The 15,573-nt window shown below is 56.8% G+C and carries 30 protein-coding genes and 1 pseudogene; 3 read left to right on the top strand and 28 right to left on the bottom strand.

Annotated features, from left to right (window positions below; all coding sequences use genetic code 11):
• Positions 1-4 precede the first annotated feature (4 nt).
• The 11 genes from H0I86_RS22370 to H0I86_RS22320 form a co-directional block, all read right to left on the bottom strand.
• Positions 5-1,189, bottom strand: coding sequence for a tyrosine-type recombinase/integrase (locus tag H0I86_RS22370; protein WP_180922240.1), 1,185 nt, complete (start codon positions 1,187-1,189; stop codon positions 5-7).
• Between the two features lie 186 nt (positions 1,190-1,375).
• Entirely contained in the window at positions 1,376-1,660 is a 285-nt protein-coding gene (locus tag H0I86_RS22365; RefSeq protein ID WP_180922239.1) for a hypothetical protein, read from the bottom strand.
• Positions 1,657-1,854 carry a hypothetical protein gene (locus tag H0I86_RS22360; protein WP_180922238.1) on the bottom strand — a complete coding sequence of 66 codons (198 nt, stop codon included), beginning with the start codon at positions 1,852-1,854 and terminating at the stop codon, positions 1,657-1,659. The genes H0I86_RS22365 and H0I86_RS22360 overlap by 4 nt, the downstream gene beginning before the upstream one ends.
• Entirely contained in the window at positions 1,851-2,051 is a 201-nt protein-coding gene (locus H0I86_RS22355; RefSeq protein WP_180922237.1) for an adaptor complexes medium subunit family protein, read from the bottom strand. Before H0I86_RS22355 ends, H0I86_RS22360 begins: the two co-directional genes overlap by 4 nt.
• Before the next feature lie 291 nt (positions 2,052-2,342).
• Positions 2,343-3,158 carry a DNA-methyltransferase gene (locus H0I86_RS22350; protein WP_180922236.1) on the bottom strand — a complete coding sequence of 272 codons (816 nt, stop codon included), beginning with the start codon at positions 3,156-3,158 and terminating at the stop codon, positions 2,343-2,345.
• Between the two features lie 61 nt (positions 3,159-3,219).
• Positions 3,220-3,600: a hypothetical protein gene (locus H0I86_RS22345; protein ID WP_180922235.1), complete on the bottom strand. Its 381-nt coding sequence runs from the start codon at positions 3,598-3,600 to the stop codon at positions 3,220-3,222.
• Positions 3,601-3,649: 49 nt separating this feature from the next.
• Complete coding sequence (locus H0I86_RS22340; RefSeq protein WP_180922234.1) at positions 3,650-4,873, bottom strand: hypothetical protein; 1,224 nt, start codon at positions 4,871-4,873, stop codon at positions 3,650-3,652.
• A complete protein-coding gene (locus tag H0I86_RS22335; protein ID WP_180922233.1) occupies positions 4,863-5,132 on the bottom strand; it encodes a hypothetical protein in 270 nt (89 codons plus the stop codon). The genes H0I86_RS22340 and H0I86_RS22335 overlap by 11 nt, the downstream gene beginning before the upstream one ends.
• Complete coding sequence (locus tag H0I86_RS22330; protein WP_180922232.1) at positions 5,129-5,437, bottom strand: hypothetical protein; 309 nt, start codon at positions 5,435-5,437, stop codon at positions 5,129-5,131. The genes H0I86_RS22335 and H0I86_RS22330 overlap by 4 nt, the downstream gene beginning before the upstream one ends.
• A 41-nt stretch (positions 5,438-5,478) precedes the next feature.
• Positions 5,479-5,670, bottom strand: a complete 192-nt coding sequence (locus tag H0I86_RS22325; RefSeq protein ID WP_124350288.1) for a hypothetical protein — start codon at positions 5,668-5,670, stop codon at positions 5,479-5,481.
• Entirely contained in the window at positions 5,667-5,975 is a 309-nt protein-coding gene (locus H0I86_RS22320; protein ID WP_180922231.1) for a hypothetical protein, read from the bottom strand. Before H0I86_RS22320 ends, H0I86_RS22325 begins: the two co-directional genes overlap by 4 nt.
• Here H0I86_RS22320 and H0I86_RS22315 point away from each other — a divergent pair.
• A complete protein-coding gene (locus H0I86_RS22315) occupies positions 5,968-6,165 on the top strand; it encodes a hypothetical protein (protein WP_180922230.1) in 198 nt (65 codons plus the stop codon). The two genes, H0I86_RS22320 and H0I86_RS22315, sit on opposite strands and share 8 nt — an antisense overlap.
• Here H0I86_RS22315 and H0I86_RS32265 read toward each other — a convergent pair.
• The 17 genes and pseudogenes from H0I86_RS32265 to H0I86_RS22245 all read right to left on the bottom strand — a co-directional run.
• A pseudogene (locus H0I86_RS32265) lies at positions 6,080-6,256 on the bottom strand (reverse transcriptase); the annotation flags it as partial. The gene H0I86_RS22315 and the pseudogene H0I86_RS32265 overlap by 86 nt on opposite strands.
• A gap of 5 nt (positions 6,257-6,261) precedes the next feature.
• Positions 6,262-6,756 (bottom strand): NUMOD4 motif-containing HNH endonuclease, encoded by a 495-nt coding sequence (locus tag H0I86_RS22310; RefSeq protein WP_180922229.1) that lies wholly within the window; start codon positions 6,754-6,756, stop codon positions 6,262-6,264.
• A 10-nt stretch (positions 6,757-6,766) separates the two neighbouring features.
• A complete protein-coding gene (locus tag H0I86_RS22305; protein ID WP_180922228.1) occupies positions 6,767-7,354 on the bottom strand; it encodes an Lcl C-terminal domain-containing protein in 588 nt (195 codons plus the stop codon).
• Positions 7,355-7,473: 119 nt separating this feature from the next.
• Entirely contained in the window at positions 7,474-7,950 is a 477-nt protein-coding gene (locus H0I86_RS22300; RefSeq protein WP_180922227.1) for an Lcl C-terminal domain-containing protein, read from the bottom strand.
• Between the two features lie 60 nt (positions 7,951-8,010).
• Positions 8,011-8,292: a hypothetical protein gene (locus H0I86_RS22295; RefSeq protein ID WP_180922226.1), complete on the bottom strand. Its 282-nt coding sequence runs from the start codon at positions 8,290-8,292 to the stop codon at positions 8,011-8,013.
• 33 nt (positions 8,293-8,325) lie between these two features.
• Complete coding sequence (locus H0I86_RS22290) at positions 8,326-8,832, bottom strand: hypothetical protein (RefSeq protein ID WP_180922225.1); 507 nt, start codon at positions 8,830-8,832, stop codon at positions 8,326-8,328.
• Between the two features lie 7 nt (positions 8,833-8,839).
• Positions 8,840-9,337: a siphovirus Gp157 family protein gene (locus H0I86_RS22285; protein WP_180922224.1), complete on the bottom strand. Its 498-nt coding sequence runs from the start codon at positions 9,335-9,337 to the stop codon at positions 8,840-8,842.
• Complete coding sequence (locus tag H0I86_RS22280; RefSeq protein ID WP_180922223.1) at positions 9,334-10,065, bottom strand: hypothetical protein; 732 nt, start codon at positions 10,063-10,065, stop codon at positions 9,334-9,336. Before H0I86_RS22280 ends, H0I86_RS22285 begins: the two co-directional genes overlap by 4 nt.
• Before the next feature lie 293 nt (positions 10,066-10,358).
• Positions 10,359-10,493 (bottom strand): hypothetical protein, encoded by a 135-nt coding sequence (locus H0I86_RS32260; protein ID WP_258019358.1) that lies wholly within the window; start codon positions 10,491-10,493, stop codon positions 10,359-10,361.
• Between the two features lie 169 nt (positions 10,494-10,662).
• Positions 10,663-11,181: a hypothetical protein gene (locus H0I86_RS22275; protein WP_180922222.1), complete on the bottom strand. Its 519-nt coding sequence runs from the start codon at positions 11,179-11,181 to the stop codon at positions 10,663-10,665.
• Complete coding sequence (locus H0I86_RS32255; protein WP_258019357.1) at positions 11,178-11,312, bottom strand: hypothetical protein; 135 nt, start codon at positions 11,310-11,312, stop codon at positions 11,178-11,180. The genes H0I86_RS22275 and H0I86_RS32255 overlap by 4 nt, the downstream gene beginning before the upstream one ends.
• Positions 11,309-11,539 (bottom strand): hypothetical protein, encoded by a 231-nt coding sequence (locus H0I86_RS22270; protein WP_180922221.1) that lies wholly within the window; start codon positions 11,537-11,539, stop codon positions 11,309-11,311. Before H0I86_RS22270 ends, H0I86_RS32255 begins: the two co-directional genes overlap by 4 nt.
• Positions 11,536-11,910, bottom strand: a complete 375-nt coding sequence (locus H0I86_RS22265) for a hypothetical protein (protein WP_180922220.1) — start codon at positions 11,908-11,910, stop codon at positions 11,536-11,538. The genes H0I86_RS22270 and H0I86_RS22265 overlap by 4 nt, the downstream gene beginning before the upstream one ends.
• Before the next feature lie 20 nt (positions 11,911-11,930).
• Positions 11,931-12,143, bottom strand: a complete 213-nt coding sequence (locus H0I86_RS32550; protein ID WP_180922219.1) for a DUF551 domain-containing protein — start codon at positions 12,141-12,143, stop codon at positions 11,931-11,933.
• 172 nt (positions 12,144-12,315) lie between these two features.
• Entirely contained in the window at positions 12,316-12,795 is a 480-nt protein-coding gene (locus tag H0I86_RS22255; protein ID WP_180922218.1) for an Lcl C-terminal domain-containing protein, read from the bottom strand.
• A gap of 737 nt (positions 12,796-13,532) precedes the next feature.
• The gene (locus H0I86_RS22250; RefSeq protein WP_180922217.1) at positions 13,533-13,784 is read right to left on the bottom strand and encodes a hypothetical protein; all 252 of its coding nucleotides are present in this window, start codon (positions 13,782-13,784) and stop codon (positions 13,533-13,535) included.
• Between the two features lie 514 nt (positions 13,785-14,298).
• Positions 14,299-14,976, bottom strand: a complete 678-nt coding sequence (locus H0I86_RS22245) for a helix-turn-helix domain-containing protein (protein WP_180922216.1) — start codon at positions 14,974-14,976, stop codon at positions 14,299-14,301.
• 96 nt (positions 14,977-15,072) lie between these two features.
• On the opposite strand from H0I86_RS22245, the gene H0I86_RS22240 reads away from it, so the two are divergent.
• On the top strand, positions 15,073-15,261 hold the full coding sequence (locus H0I86_RS22240; protein WP_180922215.1) for a hypothetical protein: 189 nt from the start codon (positions 15,073-15,075) through the stop codon (positions 15,259-15,261).
• Positions 15,262-15,263: 2 nt separating this feature from the next.
• Positions 15,264-15,572: a CII family transcriptional regulator gene (locus tag H0I86_RS22235; RefSeq protein ID WP_180922214.1), complete on the top strand. Its 309-nt coding sequence runs from the start codon at positions 15,264-15,266 to the stop codon at positions 15,570-15,572.
• Position 15,573 lies beyond the last annotated feature (1 nt).

The following is a 15,573-nucleotide window of genomic DNA, read 5'->3' as shown; positions in this document are numbered from 1 at the left end:
GACGCTATTGGAGTTTTTCGTGTACCAAATTTGTACCTGTTTCAGCAAAATTCAGCTTCTCCAATTCAGCCCAATCACTCGGCGAGTTGATCCACTTGGCGTAGGTTGAAAGCAGGACCTGTACGCTATGCCCGAGCTGTGCGGCGATGAACGCAGGGTTCATGCCCGACATCAGGCACATCGTTGCGTAGGTGTGGCGCGTGTCATACATTCGACGCTGCCTGATCCCAAGCTTTCGCATCGCGCTTATCCAATAGCGCTTAGCGCCAGTCTCTGACTTCACGTACAGCCCTGACCTATCCCCCGCGCCACTTGGCGCAAACACGTAATCCGAGCGGGCCATGGTTAATGGCCTAGCTTTATCGAGTGCCTGAAGAGCGCGATCGTTCAATAAAACCTCACGAACGGTCTTCGTCTTCGTCCTTTCCTTGATCTCCCCGTAGATCCGAATTCGGCAAACCCTTGCCGTTTTCTTCCTTGTATCTATCTCCTCCCAGCGTAGTGCCATCGCCTCACCCGGGCGCATTCCGGTATAGAAAGAGAACTCGAAGAACGCTGCATATATCGATTGAAGGCCACCAGTAACCTCATAAAGCTTATCGATCATGAGATCGGCCTCTTCCCGGGTGAACGGATCAATCTCACGCTTCACCACTCGCGATGGAGGGATTGATAGGGCAGGGTTTCGCATAATCAGCTCATCCTTGACGGCTTGACTGAAAATGCTGGTGACCAATCGGACTGCGCCCTTGCGACGGGCAGGCGAAGTCCACTGAATTTCCGTAGCCAGCTTACGCATCAGCATCGGCGTGATTTTGTCTAGGGGGAGAGCGGCTAGGCGCGGAACCCAGTAGGTCTGTAGGGTAGAGCGATAGTTCTTTCGTGTGCCTTCGACGATCTGCAGGCTATCTAGCCATTCCTGGGCATAATCGAAGAAGAGGGGAAGATGGGTTGTTACGACGCTTCTTGAGCGGGGGAAAAGCTCGGCATATTTTTCTTGGGTTAATGCACCGAGCTTCTCGAGTTGCTTTACTTGAGAACGAAGACCGGCTGCGGCTGCGATTCCCTTCGGCGTTTGGGGGAAGGGGAGCGTTTCACAGCGGCGTTTCTTGTTGTAGGAGAATCGAATTCGGATTGACTCCCCGACGAACTCAACGCCCGTGGGCAGCTCCATAGGCTCTCTAGCCATTCGTCATATCTCCATTTGCTATACATGATTCGGCCGTCGATTTTGCACCATACATCGGCCGGTATGATGGCGCGTTCGCGCTTCCGTTGCAGGGCTTTTGCGGTCGTGCCCAGCAGTTCGGCCATGCGCTTCTCGGTTACCTTGTCATGCCCGGAATCATCAGACAGCTTCTCTGCTGCTCCCATCTCATCTCTCCTTGCTCATTGCGGCGTCGATCAGTGCGTCAATCTCTTCCATGTTGTCAGCCGAGGATAGATCCAAGTCATCAGGACTATCCCTAAGCCATCGATACCGCTTGGCGTCCTTGCGCAGCGCCTCGTTCTCGGCCTTGAGCTGGTCGCGCTCGATGAACAACTCCAGCACGGCCTCGCCGGTTGAAGGTCGGTACCAAAGGCGTTCGTCGTCGATTGTCATTGTCTTCGTGCTGGCAACTTCGCCGGCCAGTCGCTTCAGTTCGCTGTAGTCGGTCATGATTTGGCATCCAATATCCGTGCGTGGTCGGCAATCTTCTCGGCGAGTTCTTTTTTGTCCAGGCCAATGGCGGCGGCAATGTACTCGCAAACTCTTGCTGCTTCTGACCTGCTGAAGGTTATCCCTTGGCCATTCTTCCAGTCGGTCAGAGCCCGCAAAGCATCGTATGCCTCGGTATATGGGTATCTGCTCATGATTTCCTCCTCTTCATCATTTCCCACCGCTCAGCAGTCAGGACAATGAAGTTCCTGATACCGGTCAGCACTGGGTGAAATTCGCCGTCGAACTCTACGAAGAGCCCGGTTTTGCGTCGTTCTGGGGTTCGGTCGATTACGTCGAGGAGGCGACCTACGCCACCGTCCTGACGTTTTTCGTGGATGTCGTACTGCATGCGAATTCCTCGCCGGCCGTCTCCGGCCGGTGTGATTGATGGGATTGTTATTTCCTGTAAAAAAACGCACCTGCAATCCATGCCAAGACTATGCAGATGGTGACAAGCAATGGCTGTCGCTTGGTCGCGCCGATTAAGCCAACCAGAACCAAAGCAAAATAGATGAGGATCCAACTGTGCATGACCGACCTCATTCGTTATGAAAGTTGAGGGGTTGTTTCGGAAAGGTCTTACAGACGCCGGCGTTGCGCGCGGCTACTGTTGGGTTGTTCGCCCGGCCCGTTGTCCTGGCTATCCGTCGACTTTCCGGCGGGCTGTGGCGAACTCCTCAAATGCCAGCTGCGGTACCGGGGCGTCACGGATGGCGATAGCGTCGGTTATCCGCGCGCGGGCTATATCCAGATACCCGAGCCTGTTCCCGTTCTCGTCGAGGTCTTTCTCGACGCCGATGAACTTCCTGCCAAGCTGCATGCAGGCCACGCCGGTGGTACCGCTGCCCATCGTGTTGTCCAGCACCACATGGCCCGGCTGGGTATAGGTGCTGATCAGGAATGACATCCAGGCCACAGGCTTCTGTGTTGGGTGAAAGCTGCCGGTCTGTTTGTCGCTCGAGAAGAACTGCACTGAGCGCGGGTACCGCTCAGTTGAATCGTATTCGGCCAGGGCCAGAGCTTTGCCGTAGCACTCCGAGTTGACTGTCTTTCGCTTCGCCGCCTTCCGCTCATGCCCCCCCGTCATCTGAGGGTTGTACACCGGCTGCTTGCGGTAGAAGACCTGGGCGCTTTCATGTGCCCGCAATGGCTGCTTCTTGGCGTTCAGGAAGCCGGTGGCGTTGCCTTTCTCCCAGATCCATTCATACCGATAGAGCTTTGGATTGCTCGCCACCAGCATCGAGGCGAACGGTTGGGCCGCGCAAAGTACGATGGCCGCCTCGGGCTTGGCGATTCGCAGGTATTCCTGCCAGAGCGGCTCAAGCGGGATGATGGTGTCCCAGGCGCACTGGGTTGTGCCATAAGGCAGGTCGGCCAGCACCAGGTCGACGCTGGCGTCTGGCAGCTGTTTCATGACCTCCAGGCAGTCGCCGAGGTAGAGCTGATATTCACTCATCGCTTCGGCCCTCGGTAGATGTGCTGGCCCAGGAACAGCAGGGCGGGGAGGGAGAGCAGGATCATGGCGCCACCTGCTTGCGGTAGCCTGCGTCCCAAAGCAGACCGAGAATTCTGCGCTCCCGGTCGGAACCCGGACCAGTTACCCCGACCCCAGCCCATACCGACATCTCGTAAATGGCAGTCTCCCGCTCTTCCGCCGCGATCTGCTCGGGCGTGCGGATGGGACGGAAGTCAGGAGCTGTTGCAACAAGATCTATAGCCGTATCGACAGGTCCATCGGGATGTGTGCTCGTATCTCGTATCACCATCACCCATGAGGACGAGAATACAACCTCACATTTCGCCCAGCGAGAGCAGTTGCGCTCAAACCACTCGCACACCGTCCCAACCGGCGGCAGGCCTTCGCCGCTCCAGGTCTGGATCTTGATTTCTTCAGGCATGACTTGTCCTTTCTGCCACGCGGCAGAGTTGAGTTGAAGGGGGGAGGGGTTACAGGCTGTTGAGACGGGCTACTTCGTCGAGGCAGGCGTTCCAGCCGTCACGGTACGGTTTTGGGAAAAGGTTGCTTTCGTATCGGACAGGCAGCACCACCGCCACCGGCGCGGGCGGCTCGGCTTGATGGCGATAAACAGGAAATATTTCGGAGTTGCCGGGCTTCCCGTTGTCCGCAGTTGAATCAAAGTTTTCAGCTTGGCGTTGGCTGCTGTGAAGCCAGCTACCTATCTTCCCATTTCGCTTTGTAGCAAAACCCACCGGCTCGCCCTGAAGCTGGGCTTTCAGGGCGTCCAGTTCGGCGCGCAGAGCTATTACCGTGGCATCCCGGTTGTAGTCGCCCTGGGCAACCATCAAATCCAGGCGCTTGTTCTCGGCCAGCAGCCGGGTGACGTGGGCGCGGACAAAGTTGGCCCCTGCCTTGAACGCCATGAGGCCAAGTGTTCCTGGGCTAAGTTCACTGTACGGATTGCGCGAATACCAATCACTGAACGCCTTACTTATAGGCTTTACGTAGTAAACGACACGGCCTTGGCACTCCGCGCAGTTTGAGTCCTGCCCTTTGTTGGCGCAGTTTCGACACAAGACAAGGGCTTCCGGCTCCCCGCCAGCAGGCGGCATAGGATGCCAATGCGAATGGCCGTCCCAGGTTGGGCTTGACCAGCGCGGCGCGGTTGCGCAATCAACTCCAGGCTCCAACAGCTCAGGCGAGCACGGTGCGTAGCCCGCAGGCGGCACAGGCTGGGCGGCTGGTTTGTACGCACCGTGCTCGCCGCACTTGCTGTCCAGACAGTCTTGGGTTTTGGCATCCCAATATATACACACTGGGACTTGTTCGGCCTTATTGAGGTCGATTCGGTTGTAAAAATACGCCGTGCCGTCGCCAGTGGTCAGGGTACAGGTTGACATGTCCATGGCAAAACTGGCCAGATTGACCTGATCAAGTTTGTCCTGGGGCTGGGCGGCTGCATGCTCATCCATCCAGCGGAGTACGTCGGCTCCGGTTACTTTTGCTGGAGCTGGCTCCGGAAGCCCGCACAAGTGATGGTCCATCTGCTCCCGGCAATCCTGCTCGGTGTAACCGCACTCTGGGCAGTGCGGCGGCGCATCCAGTATGGCGCTTAGTTCTTTGTATGCATTGCCGGGCATCGTATACATGCAGGTAGTTCGGATGCTCTCCAGCAGCTCACGCGGCACGCTGACCATTTCGTTATTGCTCATGGTTTTCTCCGGTATTGGGCCAGACCGGGCGGTTGTCGGTATCCCCGGCGCAATCAAGCATGAACTTGCGGATTCCTTCGGCATCCAGGCCCCGAGGCAAAGTGTAAAACGGTCCCTTGAGTGCCTCTTTCATCCGGTCTATGTCGATATAGACCCTGGGATAGAGGTGGTAGGAGTAGCGCTCGATCAGCGCATCGACCCGGTTCAGGTGCGTGTTTTTCAGCTTGCCCTTGGCCATGGAGTTAATCAGCCTTTTCATGGCTTCGCTCCAATGCAGCCGGCCGGGCAGTTGCCGCAGCAGGTGTGGGGCTTCGGGGTGGGGTTGAGAGCGGGCTTGATACGCGCAATGACCTTGGCGAGTTCGGTCGGCGGATCACCGAATTGGGTGGCGGCCCAAGCCGAAATAGTCTCTTGTAGCAGCCCCTCCAGGTCAGCCACCCGCTGATCCCGGGCAGTCAGGTCGGCATGCAGGGCGTCGCGCTCGGCGGTTACACGTGCCAAGGCTTGCGCATAGATCCGGCCCGCATCAGGGTGTCCAGTGCTGATTTTAATTTCTGTAGGCATGGGGAGTCCTTGCCGGGCCATGCCCGGGCGGTTGAGGGTGATTATCGGGAAAGCTCTTTGGCCCGCTTCTTCGACCAGGCCAGCACGTCAAGCACAACGCTCTTGCTGAACATACTGCGCTGACGGTAGTAGTCGACTGCATCGCGGCTCACGCTGAAGCAAACCGACTCCTTGAACTTCAGCTTGCGCAGCTCGTCGTGGACATTCTTCTCGATGAATTCATGAGGTGTCATAGCGGCACCCATTCATTCTTGGCGTTGTAGTGGCCGCGCCATTCGCCCAGTGTGAACACCAGGGTTCCGGGTGTAGATAGCCAGGCCGTTTCGATAGGACCGCCTTTCAGTCGGAAGCTCGACTTGAAGGCTCGCAGGACGCGCTTACGAATGCGTCTGCGCGACAGGTCGTTACGCTTGATGCGTTGGGGGGGGTAGACATATCGCACCTCCAGGCGCGTGCCTGCCTCGCGGGCTGGCGTGATGAATGAAATGGGTTGATGATTTGCGCTCGACACAAACCAGACGATGACCGTGATGAGCACGAAAACCGATGCGGAAGCGTTACGCCTGATCGGCGGTGAGGTTGTGCGACTGCTCAACCTTCCAGAGGAAAGGCTCGAGGTTGAGGTGCGCCTGGGGCTCAAGCTTATTGCTGACCTTGCGCGGTGGCGTGACCTGGCCTACGGGCCGGAGCCTCGCGTTTCTGGTAAGTCTTCGTCAGCGCTGCGTTGACTGTATTGCTGCGCCTCAGCACGACATTGGCCAGGGCTGCGCGGTCCTTCTGGCTGTGGCTGGCCTGTCCGAGCAGGCCGAAGTAGCTGTTGGTGGCTATAGATGCTTCCATATCCGCCGACAAATAATGGCGCTGATTATCGGCTGAGAAACCCCATACTTTCTGGCAAGGGAAACACCACCAAATTTCCGACAGTACGGCCTGAAAGTTGACCTGATCTCGATGACCTGTGCCGCTGTCAGTTTCGCAGCAGGATGCCTTTCGCCAGTTCCATCTGTTCCATGTGACTTCTTGTCAGTCTCGTTTTGCGATGGCGTCCCATATGCCAGATTGCCTACGCTATTGATTGACTTGTCTCCGTTCAGGTGGCGGCAAATATGACCTTCTGGAACAGGCCCGATAAAGTAGATGGCGACAAGCCTGTGGATCAGGAAGGCTTTCGACTCTGGACCGCTCCACAGCTTCACCTTGAAGTAGCCCTTGCGGTCAAGATAATGCGCCTTCACGTGGTCACCGCGCCGTACTCGGCCAAGACTGCTTACTTCATAAGCCGGCCAATCAACAATTTGTCGCCATTGCTCTTCAGGCATTCTTCAACCCTTATTCGGTAATTAATATTCGTCTAACAGGGCGCACCACGCGCTCGCTGTCCTTGACGTTGAGGCCGAGCCAGCCATCTCCGAAGCCCACGCGGTAGGCGCTGTAGGCTGAGTACTGCGTACTGGTCCAGTGCCAGCGCTTGCTGAACATATCCGGAACAGTGATTTCCAGGAACTGCGCCTCACGGCGGGCCATCAGGTAGAAGTCCTTTTTCCCGTCACGCTCGAAGGCGGCACAGAACTGCGCGGCCGGGTAATTGTCGTCAGCTCCTACCAGCTCCGCAGTGTTTGCCAGTCCGTCATTCGGGCTATTAGCGCCATCGAGCTCATCGCCGTAGCCACCCCACTGGAGTTCCTTCTCGGCGTCGGCGCCAATAGGGACAATCAGGTAGTAGGGCTTGTCGCCGCCAGGGAACAGGCCACCGTTGACGCCGCCTTCACCCGGCCAGTATTCGCCGATTGCTGGGATGCCAGATGGTGCCGCGGCCGGCTTTTCGGAAGCGCTAAGCCCGGCCAGCACCTGCAGTGCAAGGGCAGCGTCCGGAGTGGTCAGCATGGTCTCGCCGTGACTTACGGTGATCATTTGCATGGGATGCTCCTGTGAGCGGAATAGGGTGCAGGCGGCCGGCGCTTCCCGGCTCGCTTCTGGTCTGATCGTCGTCCTGACGAACCCGGAATCGCCTGCAAGAGAAGGAATGAAGGGGTGAATTAGCGAATTGGAAGGCTGCGGACAGGGCGCACCACGCGCTCGCCGTCCTTGCCGTCGTCGTAGAGCCAGCCATCTTCGAAGTCCAGGTCGTAGGCGTGGTCGGCTGAGTACTGCGTGCTCAGCCAGTGGAAGCGATCCTCGCGCAGGGTCACCAGGCCATCAGCCTTGGCTGCCATAACCAGCTGGCCTTCAAGGCAGGAAGGGATATGCGCATCCAGTTCCAGTGCCTTGATAGCGATCTCGCTGCCGGCCTCAGCCAGTGCCCGAGTGTTGGCCTCGCCGTCGCTGTAGCTGTCCGCCCCGGGGATCTTCACGCCGTATTCGCCCCAGGCGCCGTTCAGCTCGTCGTCGAGCAGCACCAGGGCGCGCTCTTCACCGTTGAGCCAGTAGCGGGTAACGAAGATGCCGCCGGCGAGTGGTTGGCCGCGCTCAGGGAGTTCAGCCGCGTCGATGGTTTGCTGTGCAGCTTGGGTCATGGTGTTTCTCCAGGTGTGCGCCGCCCTCCGGAACCGGATGCGCAGCGTGGGGTAGGGTGTTTATTGGTTCTGGAATGCCTGCCATTGCAGCTGGACATCCATGTCCGCGAAGTGGGACGCGCCGGATATCCAGGGTGTGGCAATTTTCTGCTCGCGCCAAATCTTCGCAGCAAAGACTTCGCGCTTCGTTTCGTCATCAGCCGTCATCAGCCGTCTACGCCTATCGCAGGCGCCTTGGATTCCTTCGCCAAGTAACGCCTCAATCACTACCCACTTCTCGCCGCGTCTACGCAGCTCCATAGCCTTATCGATATCTTCGTCGCAGAACTTGCGCGGCATCATGTGAGCCTCCACAGATGTGAAGTTGATGTGGCTTTAGTGGCGCGGGTAGGTGAATCCATAATCGCGTTCAAGGCGCCTTAGGACTGTGTCGCTGAATCCATGCTTGGCGCAGCATGCTCGTTGGCTAAGACCTTCTGCTGCAGCCTCATGGATTTTGGTGAGGATGATTGCTTCTTCCTCTGGCTTCATCTTGTTCGGCGGCGCTTTACCGGTCCTATCTACGCTCTTGCAGGTGAATCCATATCGCTTCTGAAGGCCTCGAAGCTCGCCGCGACTAAGACCTTCCGCATCGCAGATCTCCTGGGCTGTCATGGTTTTAGCCATGCTGCGCACCCTGGATATCCGGCCTTCTTTTGCGTTCATGTTTTTCTGTGTTGAGAAGTCGGGCGGATATGTGCATGGAGGCCGGTCCTTGGTCCTCTGGAATCCTGGCAGTTCCTGAATAGTCCCTCCGACACTCAAGAACGCTTCTATATGGCTGGCCAGCTCTGCGCTTCTTGGCGCGTTCAGCTGGATCATGCTGAGTTCATGACTGATCATGGCTGCCTCACTTGATACTGATAGAGCTTTTTCCGATCTCTGTGTGAGCACCAGGAACGTCTGACCCTTCCTTGATGGCCTTAGCGATCTGCGCTTTATCCGGGATGCTGGATACAGAGGTCCTCATAAACTCGTCAGGAATAGCCTTCTCGTCATCAATCACTACGATCGGCTTGCCCTTGCCGCAGGTGATGGTGAATAGGGGGTGTGCAATCTTGGTTATCCCTGATGCTTCCATGTTCTGTCGCAGGTATTCCTTTAGGCTCTCGCGGCGATTGGTGATAACCCGTTTACGCTCTGTAAGCCTGTCGATCTGCGATTGAATCGCCTCCAGGTCGCCATCAAGGTTCAGAGTCACCATGGCGATTGCTTGGCCCTTCTCCTGAAACTCTCCCTCGATCCCCTCCATGGTGTCGCGTAGGGCTATAGCCAGATCCTCGTCGGCAGTCTCGGCCAGGACTGCCAGTTGCTTGAACTGTTCAGTAATTGTGTAGAGAGCACTCATGCTGCCTTCTCCTCATCAAAACGGGTTTTCTGCTCTTCGTACTCTCGAACAATCCTTGTGACGGCTTTCTCATCACGCCGAGCTGCGAGCTTGCGTACAGCCACGTCGTGGATCTTTTTCATCTCGTTTGCTGATTGGGCTTCCCGTAGCGATTTGATAACTGACGCGATGTAATCGAGACGCTCTTGCTTCTGGCGTTCCTCTTCCGCGGCCTTGTCTTCTGCCTGTTCGAGGAGTTGTTCATCCTTCAACTGGCTTACGTATTCCTGATCGTCAAACAGCCCAAGGAATACGTCAGCACTGAAGCCAAGCATCGACAGGGATTTTTTGATGGCGTCAGTGAGAGACTTTTTTGGCGCCTCGCCATCAGTAGTCGTGCCGTACTTCGATTTGTAGAGGTAGGGCGTGCAGCCATATTGCTCAAGCTCCCCGCGTTCGCCATCTTGTTTGAACCAGAATTGAATCTTCACGGTATGGTTCAGTTCATGGCCAAGGCTGATGCGCTTTTCACCTTCTCCGCTGAACATCTCTGCGCCTTTGTCGAAGCGCTCCTCTAGCACTTTCCAACCAAAACCGATTCCAGCAGGCCCGAACACCTCGGTCGCCTTCATGATCATCGCAGTGCCATTCAGGCTGGTGATTTGCTGGCCACCAACCTTGGCGTCTTTGGTATAGCGGGTGTCGGTCTTCTCGACCTGATCCCAGATGCGTAGGTTTTTGTTAGACACGATTACTCTCCGCGCTCCATGCGGAGCGCCGTCAGTTGAAATAAGGGAAGCCAGGTCACGCGATACGGAGGGTCGATTCACGCCCTGGCAGCCGGTGATGGTTGCGCGCTCTTACCGGCTTACGCTCCACTCAGGGTACGGTTATCTGCTAGGCAGCCCGCCGTGCTCGGGTACGTTGGTTCAGGAAGTAACGCGATCAGCAAGAGCGCTGAGCAGCATCAGGAAAGAGAAGAGGGCGAGAGGGGCGAAGCTGCCGCGCCAGATTAGGAGGCGGCGGGCGCGCTGGCGGGCGGTCATTTGACGACCCCCGCACAATGCGGAACCTGTGGAATCTCAGGCCGATGCTCGATGGCTTGGGAAAGCCCCCAGATTCCAGCACCGCAGAACAGAAGCCAAGCGGTGACGTTGATGAACTCGCGTAAGGTCATGGTTTCGGCTCCAGGCTCAGTAAGCGTTCACCCAGAATCTGGAGCGTCCTGATTCGGCCTTTGTGGGCGCCGAGTAATTCGGCGGTTTCCCGGACGCTTACGCCATCGGCGCGAAGCTTATAGGCCCGCTTGGCAAGGGCTTGTGCTCTAAGCACTGCTCCTGATCCGCTCATGGCGCCACCTGCTTGCGGTAGCCGGCGTCGTACAGGGCCTCGAAGTAGGGCACCCCACTGTTTTCTGCATCAGTGCAAATGTCCTGGATCTCGTCCTCAATTTTCTTTCGTTCTTCCGCCGCGATCTGCTCGGGCGTGCGGATTGGTCGGAAGCCTGAAACGCTCAGCCAGCCGGCTTTGTCGTCATCGTAGAAAGCGGCCCACGATTGCCCGTCTGGGCTATGACCGCAAATGGTGGTCTTCTTCCATTCGCCACCGTAATTACGTTCACACACCGTCCCAACCGGCGGCAGACCCTCACCGTTCCAGGCTACGGGCGCATTAATGATTTCTGCTCGGTAATCTTCGCTAATTCTACTGCTGTGTAAATTTACCCATCCGCTGGATTCGAAACCCACCACGCAGAAGCAATTATTGCCGTTAGACCCCAATTTTACCCAGTGCGCGAGGTGACCGTTTTTATCAGGGTGGAAACCCGTCACGCCTTCCGGCGCCTTGCTCCAATCGATATTCATGGCATCCTCGCTATCAGCATGCCGCGCCGGATCTCGATCCGCAGCGGCCGGGGTAAGTCGGTGACCAGAAAAAAGCCCCGGCGGGCCAGGGCTTCAGTCAGTTCTTTGCAGGTTCGGGCGGTGATCGTCATGCTGACCTCGACATTCTGGCCATGAACTCGTCGTGCTCGCGCTCGATGATCCGCTTGCGGCGCGCAACGTAGTGGCGGTGTTCGGCGTCGCTGATGGCGCCAAGGGAGTAGGCCATTTCGATGGCCATGGACGTTTCGGCGTGCAGGCTGTCCGAGGACTCACCCCGGGCGAAGGCCAGGAACCGGGCGTCGATCATGTCGATCGCAATCTGATGCTGGCGGCTCATGGGTACACCTTGGCGATCAGCCCCATGGATTTCATGACCATGTGCCGGGCCTCAGCCACCAACACCGCCCGGAAGTTATTCTCCGCGATGCGCTGGGCCAGCTCGAAGTTGCCGGCCAGGACCGCCAGGACCAGCTGCACCTCGAAGCACTCATGGCCGCCAGCCTGGGCCATGGTCTCGCTGGCGTTCAGCGCAAAGCCAGGTACATGCGGCTTCGTCATCGTTGCGCGCTTGTCGAAGAACGGAACCACCTTGGATTCCATCGCCAGCACCCGCTCGACCTCAGCGTCTACTAGCTCTTCGTGGTCGATCGGCTCCGGTGGCAACATGTTGTCGTGCCGGTCCTGGCAAATCTGCATCGCGGTGTTCATGGTCGCCTCCAGGGTGGCGGTTACTCGGTGGGCGGGGCGGGGAGTGGCTGCCAGTGAGTCGGCTTAGAGTCGAAAGCAACTGTTCCGCAACCGTCGTATGTTGCATAGACACCACTTGGCCACCATTCACGCCAGGCATCCAGGTAACCGACGGCCATGCTTTGGTCGCCAAGCAGGAGCAGGTAGGTACCTGCTTGTGGCGGCGGGTTATTTACAGAACTCCACTCGCTCATCTCAATCTCCAATCAGGCGATATACCCGCCAGGCATAGTGGTAACGACTTTCCGCGGTGCGTCATGCATACGGCCTTTGGCGCAGTCGTGGACGTTGGGGCGGGGCTTTGATGGCTTGCGTTTCATGGCTTAAACCTCGATAGAAGTCTTAAGATCAGAAGCAATAAATGAATTACTGAAGGAATCTGCGGACAGGGCGCACCACGCGCTCGTAGAGCTTGACGCCGTAGAAGAGCCAGCCAACTCCGAAGTCCATGTAGTAGGCGATGTCGGCTGAGTACTGCGAAGACGAGATGTAGTACCAATTAGTGGCGAATGACTCAGGCGCGTACTGCCATACATGGTGAAGTTCGCCAATCGCTGGCAAGTAGAAGTCGGCGTGCCCATCGGCGGTGTAAGCAACCGCGGCGATGGCGGCAGGATGCTTGCCCTTGCGAGCGATCAGGATTGCAGTGTTGGCGCGGCCGTCGGTGCGGCTGGTGGCTTTAGTTGATACGCCGTAGTCGCCGTATGCGTGTCGCCCAACGTCTTCGGCGGCGAAGATCACGTGACACAGACCTTCGGGGTATTGGCGAAGGCCGCCATAGATACCGCCTTGACCTGGCCAGATGTCGCCAATGGCTGGCGGCTGGATGCTCTGTTCTGCGTTCATGGGTTTTTCCTTGTCGGGTGACGGTTCAAATCCAATCGAAAGCACTCGGTGTGGCCGCTGTTTGCCGTTGGGCGCGGAGGGAGTGCTTTCTGTTGGGTTCGCAATAAAAAGCCCGGCAATCGCGCCGGGCTTTTCCCCTTACGTGACAGCCGGGCCATGAGGGCCGTGCTGCCAGATCATTTAACGCTTCATGGCTTTATCCTCCGCTCTGGTTGAACTGGTGCATCTTTTGCACTAGTTGGGATGGGTGATGCAGATGGCCGGCGCTGATTTCCGGCTTGCGTGTGAAGTGTCAGGTTCAACCAAGCCGACCAGCTTTCGCCCATCGGCGCCGCACTCGTGAGCCTGCGTCGCTGCGCATCAGCCTGCGCATTCATCTGCGTTGCCGGTTACGTCTCCGGCGCCGAGTTCCACGGCCGTCTCCATTTCCTCCCGACTTAAGTGCACCCTCGGTCAGGCGATTTGATGCAGGTGGGCGGTTATAGGCCGCAGTTTCGTCCGCATCGGGGTGTGATCTGCGCTTGTCATCGCAAGGACGCCCATTCTGTTCCGGCTCAAGGCCTCAGCTCAGCGACAAACTGAGCCCGGTATGGAGTCACCTTTCCAGATCACACTCCGATGCAGCCTCTTTCGAGGTGATCGGGTGGGTTCAAGGCAGCTTTCAACGTGACCACCCACGTTCTCAACCATCGCTGCATAAGGGCAGTTAACGTCATGCTGACGCGGCGCTGGTTGGCCTATTCAGCGGAGGCATTGGCTTCTCGTTCTTCGGCGATTTTCGAAGCTCGAGCGTCGTCATCTTCATCTTCGCCGATGAAGCTGGCACCTTCCTCCGGGCACTCGTAGAACCAGGCATACAACCCTGGGCCGCTATGCCCATTCTCCTTGCCTGGTGCGATGACGATTGTGTCGTAACACTCTGGGTCGCCGCTGGACTCGCTCATTTCAAGCAAGGCCTTGAGCTGGTAATGGTTCAAGGAAATTTCCATCGTCTTGCCCTCCAGGGCGGTTGTTTGGCTTCCGAATGCCTCCCGGGGTAGGAGAGGCATTTGTGAAACCAGATGGAGCCCTGAATCAGGCAGGGCTCTATCTCCTTGCCCTTCGGCGCTACTGGCGCGGTACGGGCCCTTCAAGTTGTTCAGCAGTCCGCGGCTCTTCCCGACTGCACTCTTGTTTCTGCACGGATCTAGGCTGCTCCGGCCGGGTCGAGGCACGATCACTGATCGCTTTTACCCGTGGGTCGAATTGAGGCTCGACCTCGCTAAACCTTTCTGTTTCCGCCGGTGTCGATCCGGCAATGGGTGATGCGGTGTCGCTAAAGAGCGTGTGGGTCTTTTCAGACCCTGCCGTGTTTGGCGGCGTTGAACAAACAATACGTTCGCGTATCGATTTAGTCAATACGTAAACGCATTGTTTTTTTAGAGGGCGAAAAAAAATCCCGCTCAAAGGCGGGATTTCTTCGTCTATTCAGCAGTTACAGAGCTACTGCCAGGCCTGTATTGCTTATAGGAAATGACCAGTAAAAACGGCACGGCCTAGGTACCATCCTTTGGTTTCTTTACTGACCTCCTCTTTTTCGAACTGTACGTTTGCTGGCTTAACGTACAGCTTGCCGCCGTGTTCTATGAGGACACCAATAATCGGTGGCCGACCATCGATGGAGGCAAGGACTGTGTTCCCTGCCTCTGCTGAAAGATCAGGATCTATGAAGACCGCGGCTCCTTCATATATTGGTTTTTCGTTCCTTGATCCTACCATCGAGTCATTTGGCATAAGAAAGGCAAAAGCCCGCGCTCCAACCATGACAGGACAAGGCAGACGGTTCTCTTCGCTGAGGTCTGACATCTTGTAATCCCCTGAAATCCAGTTCAAAGCCTGGCTCAGTGAGATTAGCGGAACACTGTATGAGTGCACAGTATTTTGTAAATTAAAGCCATCATCTATCGACTGCGTCCCAGAATCCCCATTACTTGATGGTCTTGGTCCACCTCTCCATAGCCAATCACTTGGCAGTCGCAAGGCCTTAGCGATTTTTTCAATATTCGCTTGTCGTGGGTTCTCTGATTCGCCAGAAACGATTCGATGAATCGTTGGCTGGGTAACCCCAGAACGCCTACTAAGCTCGCCCTCGCTCCAGTCCCTGGAGGCCATTTCAGCGAGTATTCGATCTCCAATATTCATGTGCCACCAATAGAAAAACGTATCAACGAAGTGTATTGCGCCTATCAATACGTTTGCGTATCATGAAGACGATACGAACACGCATTGGTGAGCGAAATGACCATTCAGAAAATGCTTGCGGATCTTGCCGAGTGGGGTTTTTCCCAGGCAGCTATCGCCAAGCAGACCGGAACAACACAGCCAACGATTCACCGCGCCAGTAAGGGCGCCGGTATCGGCTATAGCGCTGGCAAGGCTATCGAAGCTATGCATAAAGAGGCGGAAGCCTCTAGAGCGGCGGCTTAATCATGAGCGCCGATAAATTAAGCCCTGAACAGGATGCAAGGGCACGCAAGAACTACGGCCAGCTCATGCAGAAGCTTGCATCGGCCGGAAATCTTGCGGTAGCGGAAGCGGTAGGAGTCGATGAATCGACTATTAGCCGGATGAAGCCCGAGAAGTTCCAGGAGTTCGCCAAGATCCTGGCTGTGCTCGATCTGAAGATTGTCCCGAACGAAATGAAGTGCTTCGACGAGAAAGAGATCGCCGCGATTCTCCAACTCGCTCGTTCGCGGATGGTGGACATCGAAAGCGTTGAACAACTTGAGTGGGACTGAC

Origin of the sequence: Pseudomonas chlororaphis subsp. aurantiaca (assembly GCF_013466605.1) — a bacterium.
Classification (GTDB): Bacteria; Pseudomonadota; Gammaproteobacteria; order Pseudomonadales; family Pseudomonadaceae; genus Aquipseudomonas; species Aquipseudomonas chlororaphis_I.
This window is presented reverse-complemented; position numbering and strand designations above follow the sequence as displayed.

What these genes read in the sequence shown, in the direction of transcription:
- H0I86_RS22370 (WP_180922240.1), bottom strand. Translation starts at nt 1,189, where the DNA reads ATGGCTAGAGAGCCTATGGAGCTGCCCACGGGCGTTGAGTTCGTCGGG.
- H0I86_RS22365 (WP_180922239.1), bottom strand. Translation starts at nt 1,660, where the DNA reads ATGACCGACTACAGCGAACTGAAGCGACTGGCCGGCGAAGTTGCCAGC.
- H0I86_RS22360 (WP_180922238.1), bottom strand. Translation starts at nt 1,854, where the DNA reads ATGAGCAGATACCCATATACCGAGGCATACGATGCTTTGCGGGCTCTG.
- H0I86_RS22355 (WP_180922237.1), bottom strand. Translation starts at nt 2,051, where the DNA reads ATGCAGTACGACATCCACGAAAAACGTCAGGACGGTGGCGTAGGTCGC.
- H0I86_RS22350 (WP_180922236.1), bottom strand. Translation starts at nt 3,158, where the DNA reads ATGAGTGAATATCAGCTCTACCTCGGCGACTGCCTGGAGGTCATGAAA.
- H0I86_RS22345 (WP_180922235.1), bottom strand. Translation starts at nt 3,600, where the DNA reads ATGCCTGAAGAAATCAAGATCCAGACCTGGAGCGGCGAAGGCCTGCCG.
- H0I86_RS22340 (WP_180922234.1), bottom strand. Translation starts at nt 4,873, where the DNA reads ATGAGCAATAACGAAATGGTCAGCGTGCCGCGTGAGCTGCTGGAGAGC.
- H0I86_RS22335 (WP_180922233.1), bottom strand. Translation starts at nt 5,132, where the DNA reads ATGAAAAGGCTGATTAACTCCATGGCCAAGGGCAAGCTGAAAAACACG.
- H0I86_RS22330 (WP_180922232.1), bottom strand. Translation starts at nt 5,437, where the DNA reads ATGCCTACAGAAATTAAAATCAGCACTGGACACCCTGATGCGGGCCGG.
- H0I86_RS22325 (WP_124350288.1), bottom strand. Translation starts at nt 5,670, where the DNA reads ATGACACCTCATGAATTCATCGAGAAGAATGTCCACGACGAGCTGCGC.
- H0I86_RS22315 (WP_180922230.1), top strand. Translation starts at nt 5,968, where the DNA reads ATGAGCACGAAAACCGATGCGGAAGCGTTACGCCTGATCGGCGGTGAG.
- H0I86_RS22310 (WP_180922229.1), bottom strand. Translation starts at nt 6,756, where the DNA reads ATGCCTGAAGAGCAATGGCGACAAATTGTTGATTGGCCGGCTTATGAA.
- H0I86_RS22305 (WP_180922228.1), bottom strand. Translation starts at nt 7,354, where the DNA reads ATGCAAATGATCACCGTAAGTCACGGCGAGACCATGCTGACCACTCCG.
- H0I86_RS22300 (WP_180922227.1), bottom strand. Translation starts at nt 7,950, where the DNA reads ATGACCCAAGCTGCACAGCAAACCATCGACGCGGCTGAACTCCCTGAG.
- H0I86_RS22295 (WP_180922226.1), bottom strand. Translation starts at nt 8,292, where the DNA reads ATGATGCCGCGCAAGTTCTGCGACGAAGATATCGATAAGGCTATGGAG.
- H0I86_RS22290 (WP_180922225.1), bottom strand. Translation starts at nt 8,832, where the DNA reads ATGATCAGTCATGAACTCAGCATGATCCAGCTGAACGCGCCAAGAAGC.
- H0I86_RS22285 (WP_180922224.1), bottom strand. Translation starts at nt 9,337, where the DNA reads ATGAGTGCTCTCTACACAATTACTGAACAGTTCAAGCAACTGGCAGTC.
- H0I86_RS32260 (WP_258019358.1), bottom strand. Translation starts at nt 10,493, where the DNA reads ATGACCTTACGCGAGTTCATCAACGTCACCGCTTGGCTTCTGTTCTGC.
- H0I86_RS22275 (WP_180922222.1), bottom strand. Translation starts at nt 11,181, where the DNA reads ATGAATATCGATTGGAGCAAGGCGCCGGAAGGCGTGACGGGTTTCCAC.
- H0I86_RS32255 (WP_258019357.1), bottom strand. Translation starts at nt 11,312, where the DNA reads ATGACGATCACCGCCCGAACCTGCAAAGAACTGACTGAAGCCCTGGCC.
- H0I86_RS22270 (WP_180922221.1), bottom strand. Translation starts at nt 11,539, where the DNA reads ATGAGCCGCCAGCATCAGATTGCGATCGACATGATCGACGCCCGGTTC.
- H0I86_RS22265 (WP_180922220.1), bottom strand. Translation starts at nt 11,910, where the DNA reads ATGAACACCGCGATGCAGATTTGCCAGGACCGGCACGACAACATGTTG.
- H0I86_RS32550 (WP_180922219.1), bottom strand. Translation starts at nt 12,143, where the DNA reads ATGAGCGAGTGGAGTTCTGTAAATAACCCGCCGCCACAAGCAGGTACC.
- H0I86_RS22255 (WP_180922218.1), bottom strand. Translation starts at nt 12,795, where the DNA reads ATGAACGCAGAACAGAGCATCCAGCCGCCAGCCATTGGCGACATCTGG.
- H0I86_RS22250 (WP_180922217.1), bottom strand. Translation starts at nt 13,784, where the DNA reads ATGGAAATTTCCTTGAACCATTACCAGCTCAAGGCCTTGCTTGAAATG.
- H0I86_RS22245 (WP_180922216.1), bottom strand. Translation starts at nt 14,976, where the DNA reads ATGAATATTGGAGATCGAATACTCGCTGAAATGGCCTCCAGGGACTGG.
- H0I86_RS22240 (WP_180922215.1), top strand. Translation starts at nt 15,073, where the DNA reads ATGACCATTCAGAAAATGCTTGCGGATCTTGCCGAGTGGGGTTTTTCC.
- H0I86_RS22235 (WP_180922214.1), top strand. Translation starts at nt 15,264, where the DNA reads ATGAGCGCCGATAAATTAAGCCCTGAACAGGATGCAAGGGCACGCAAG.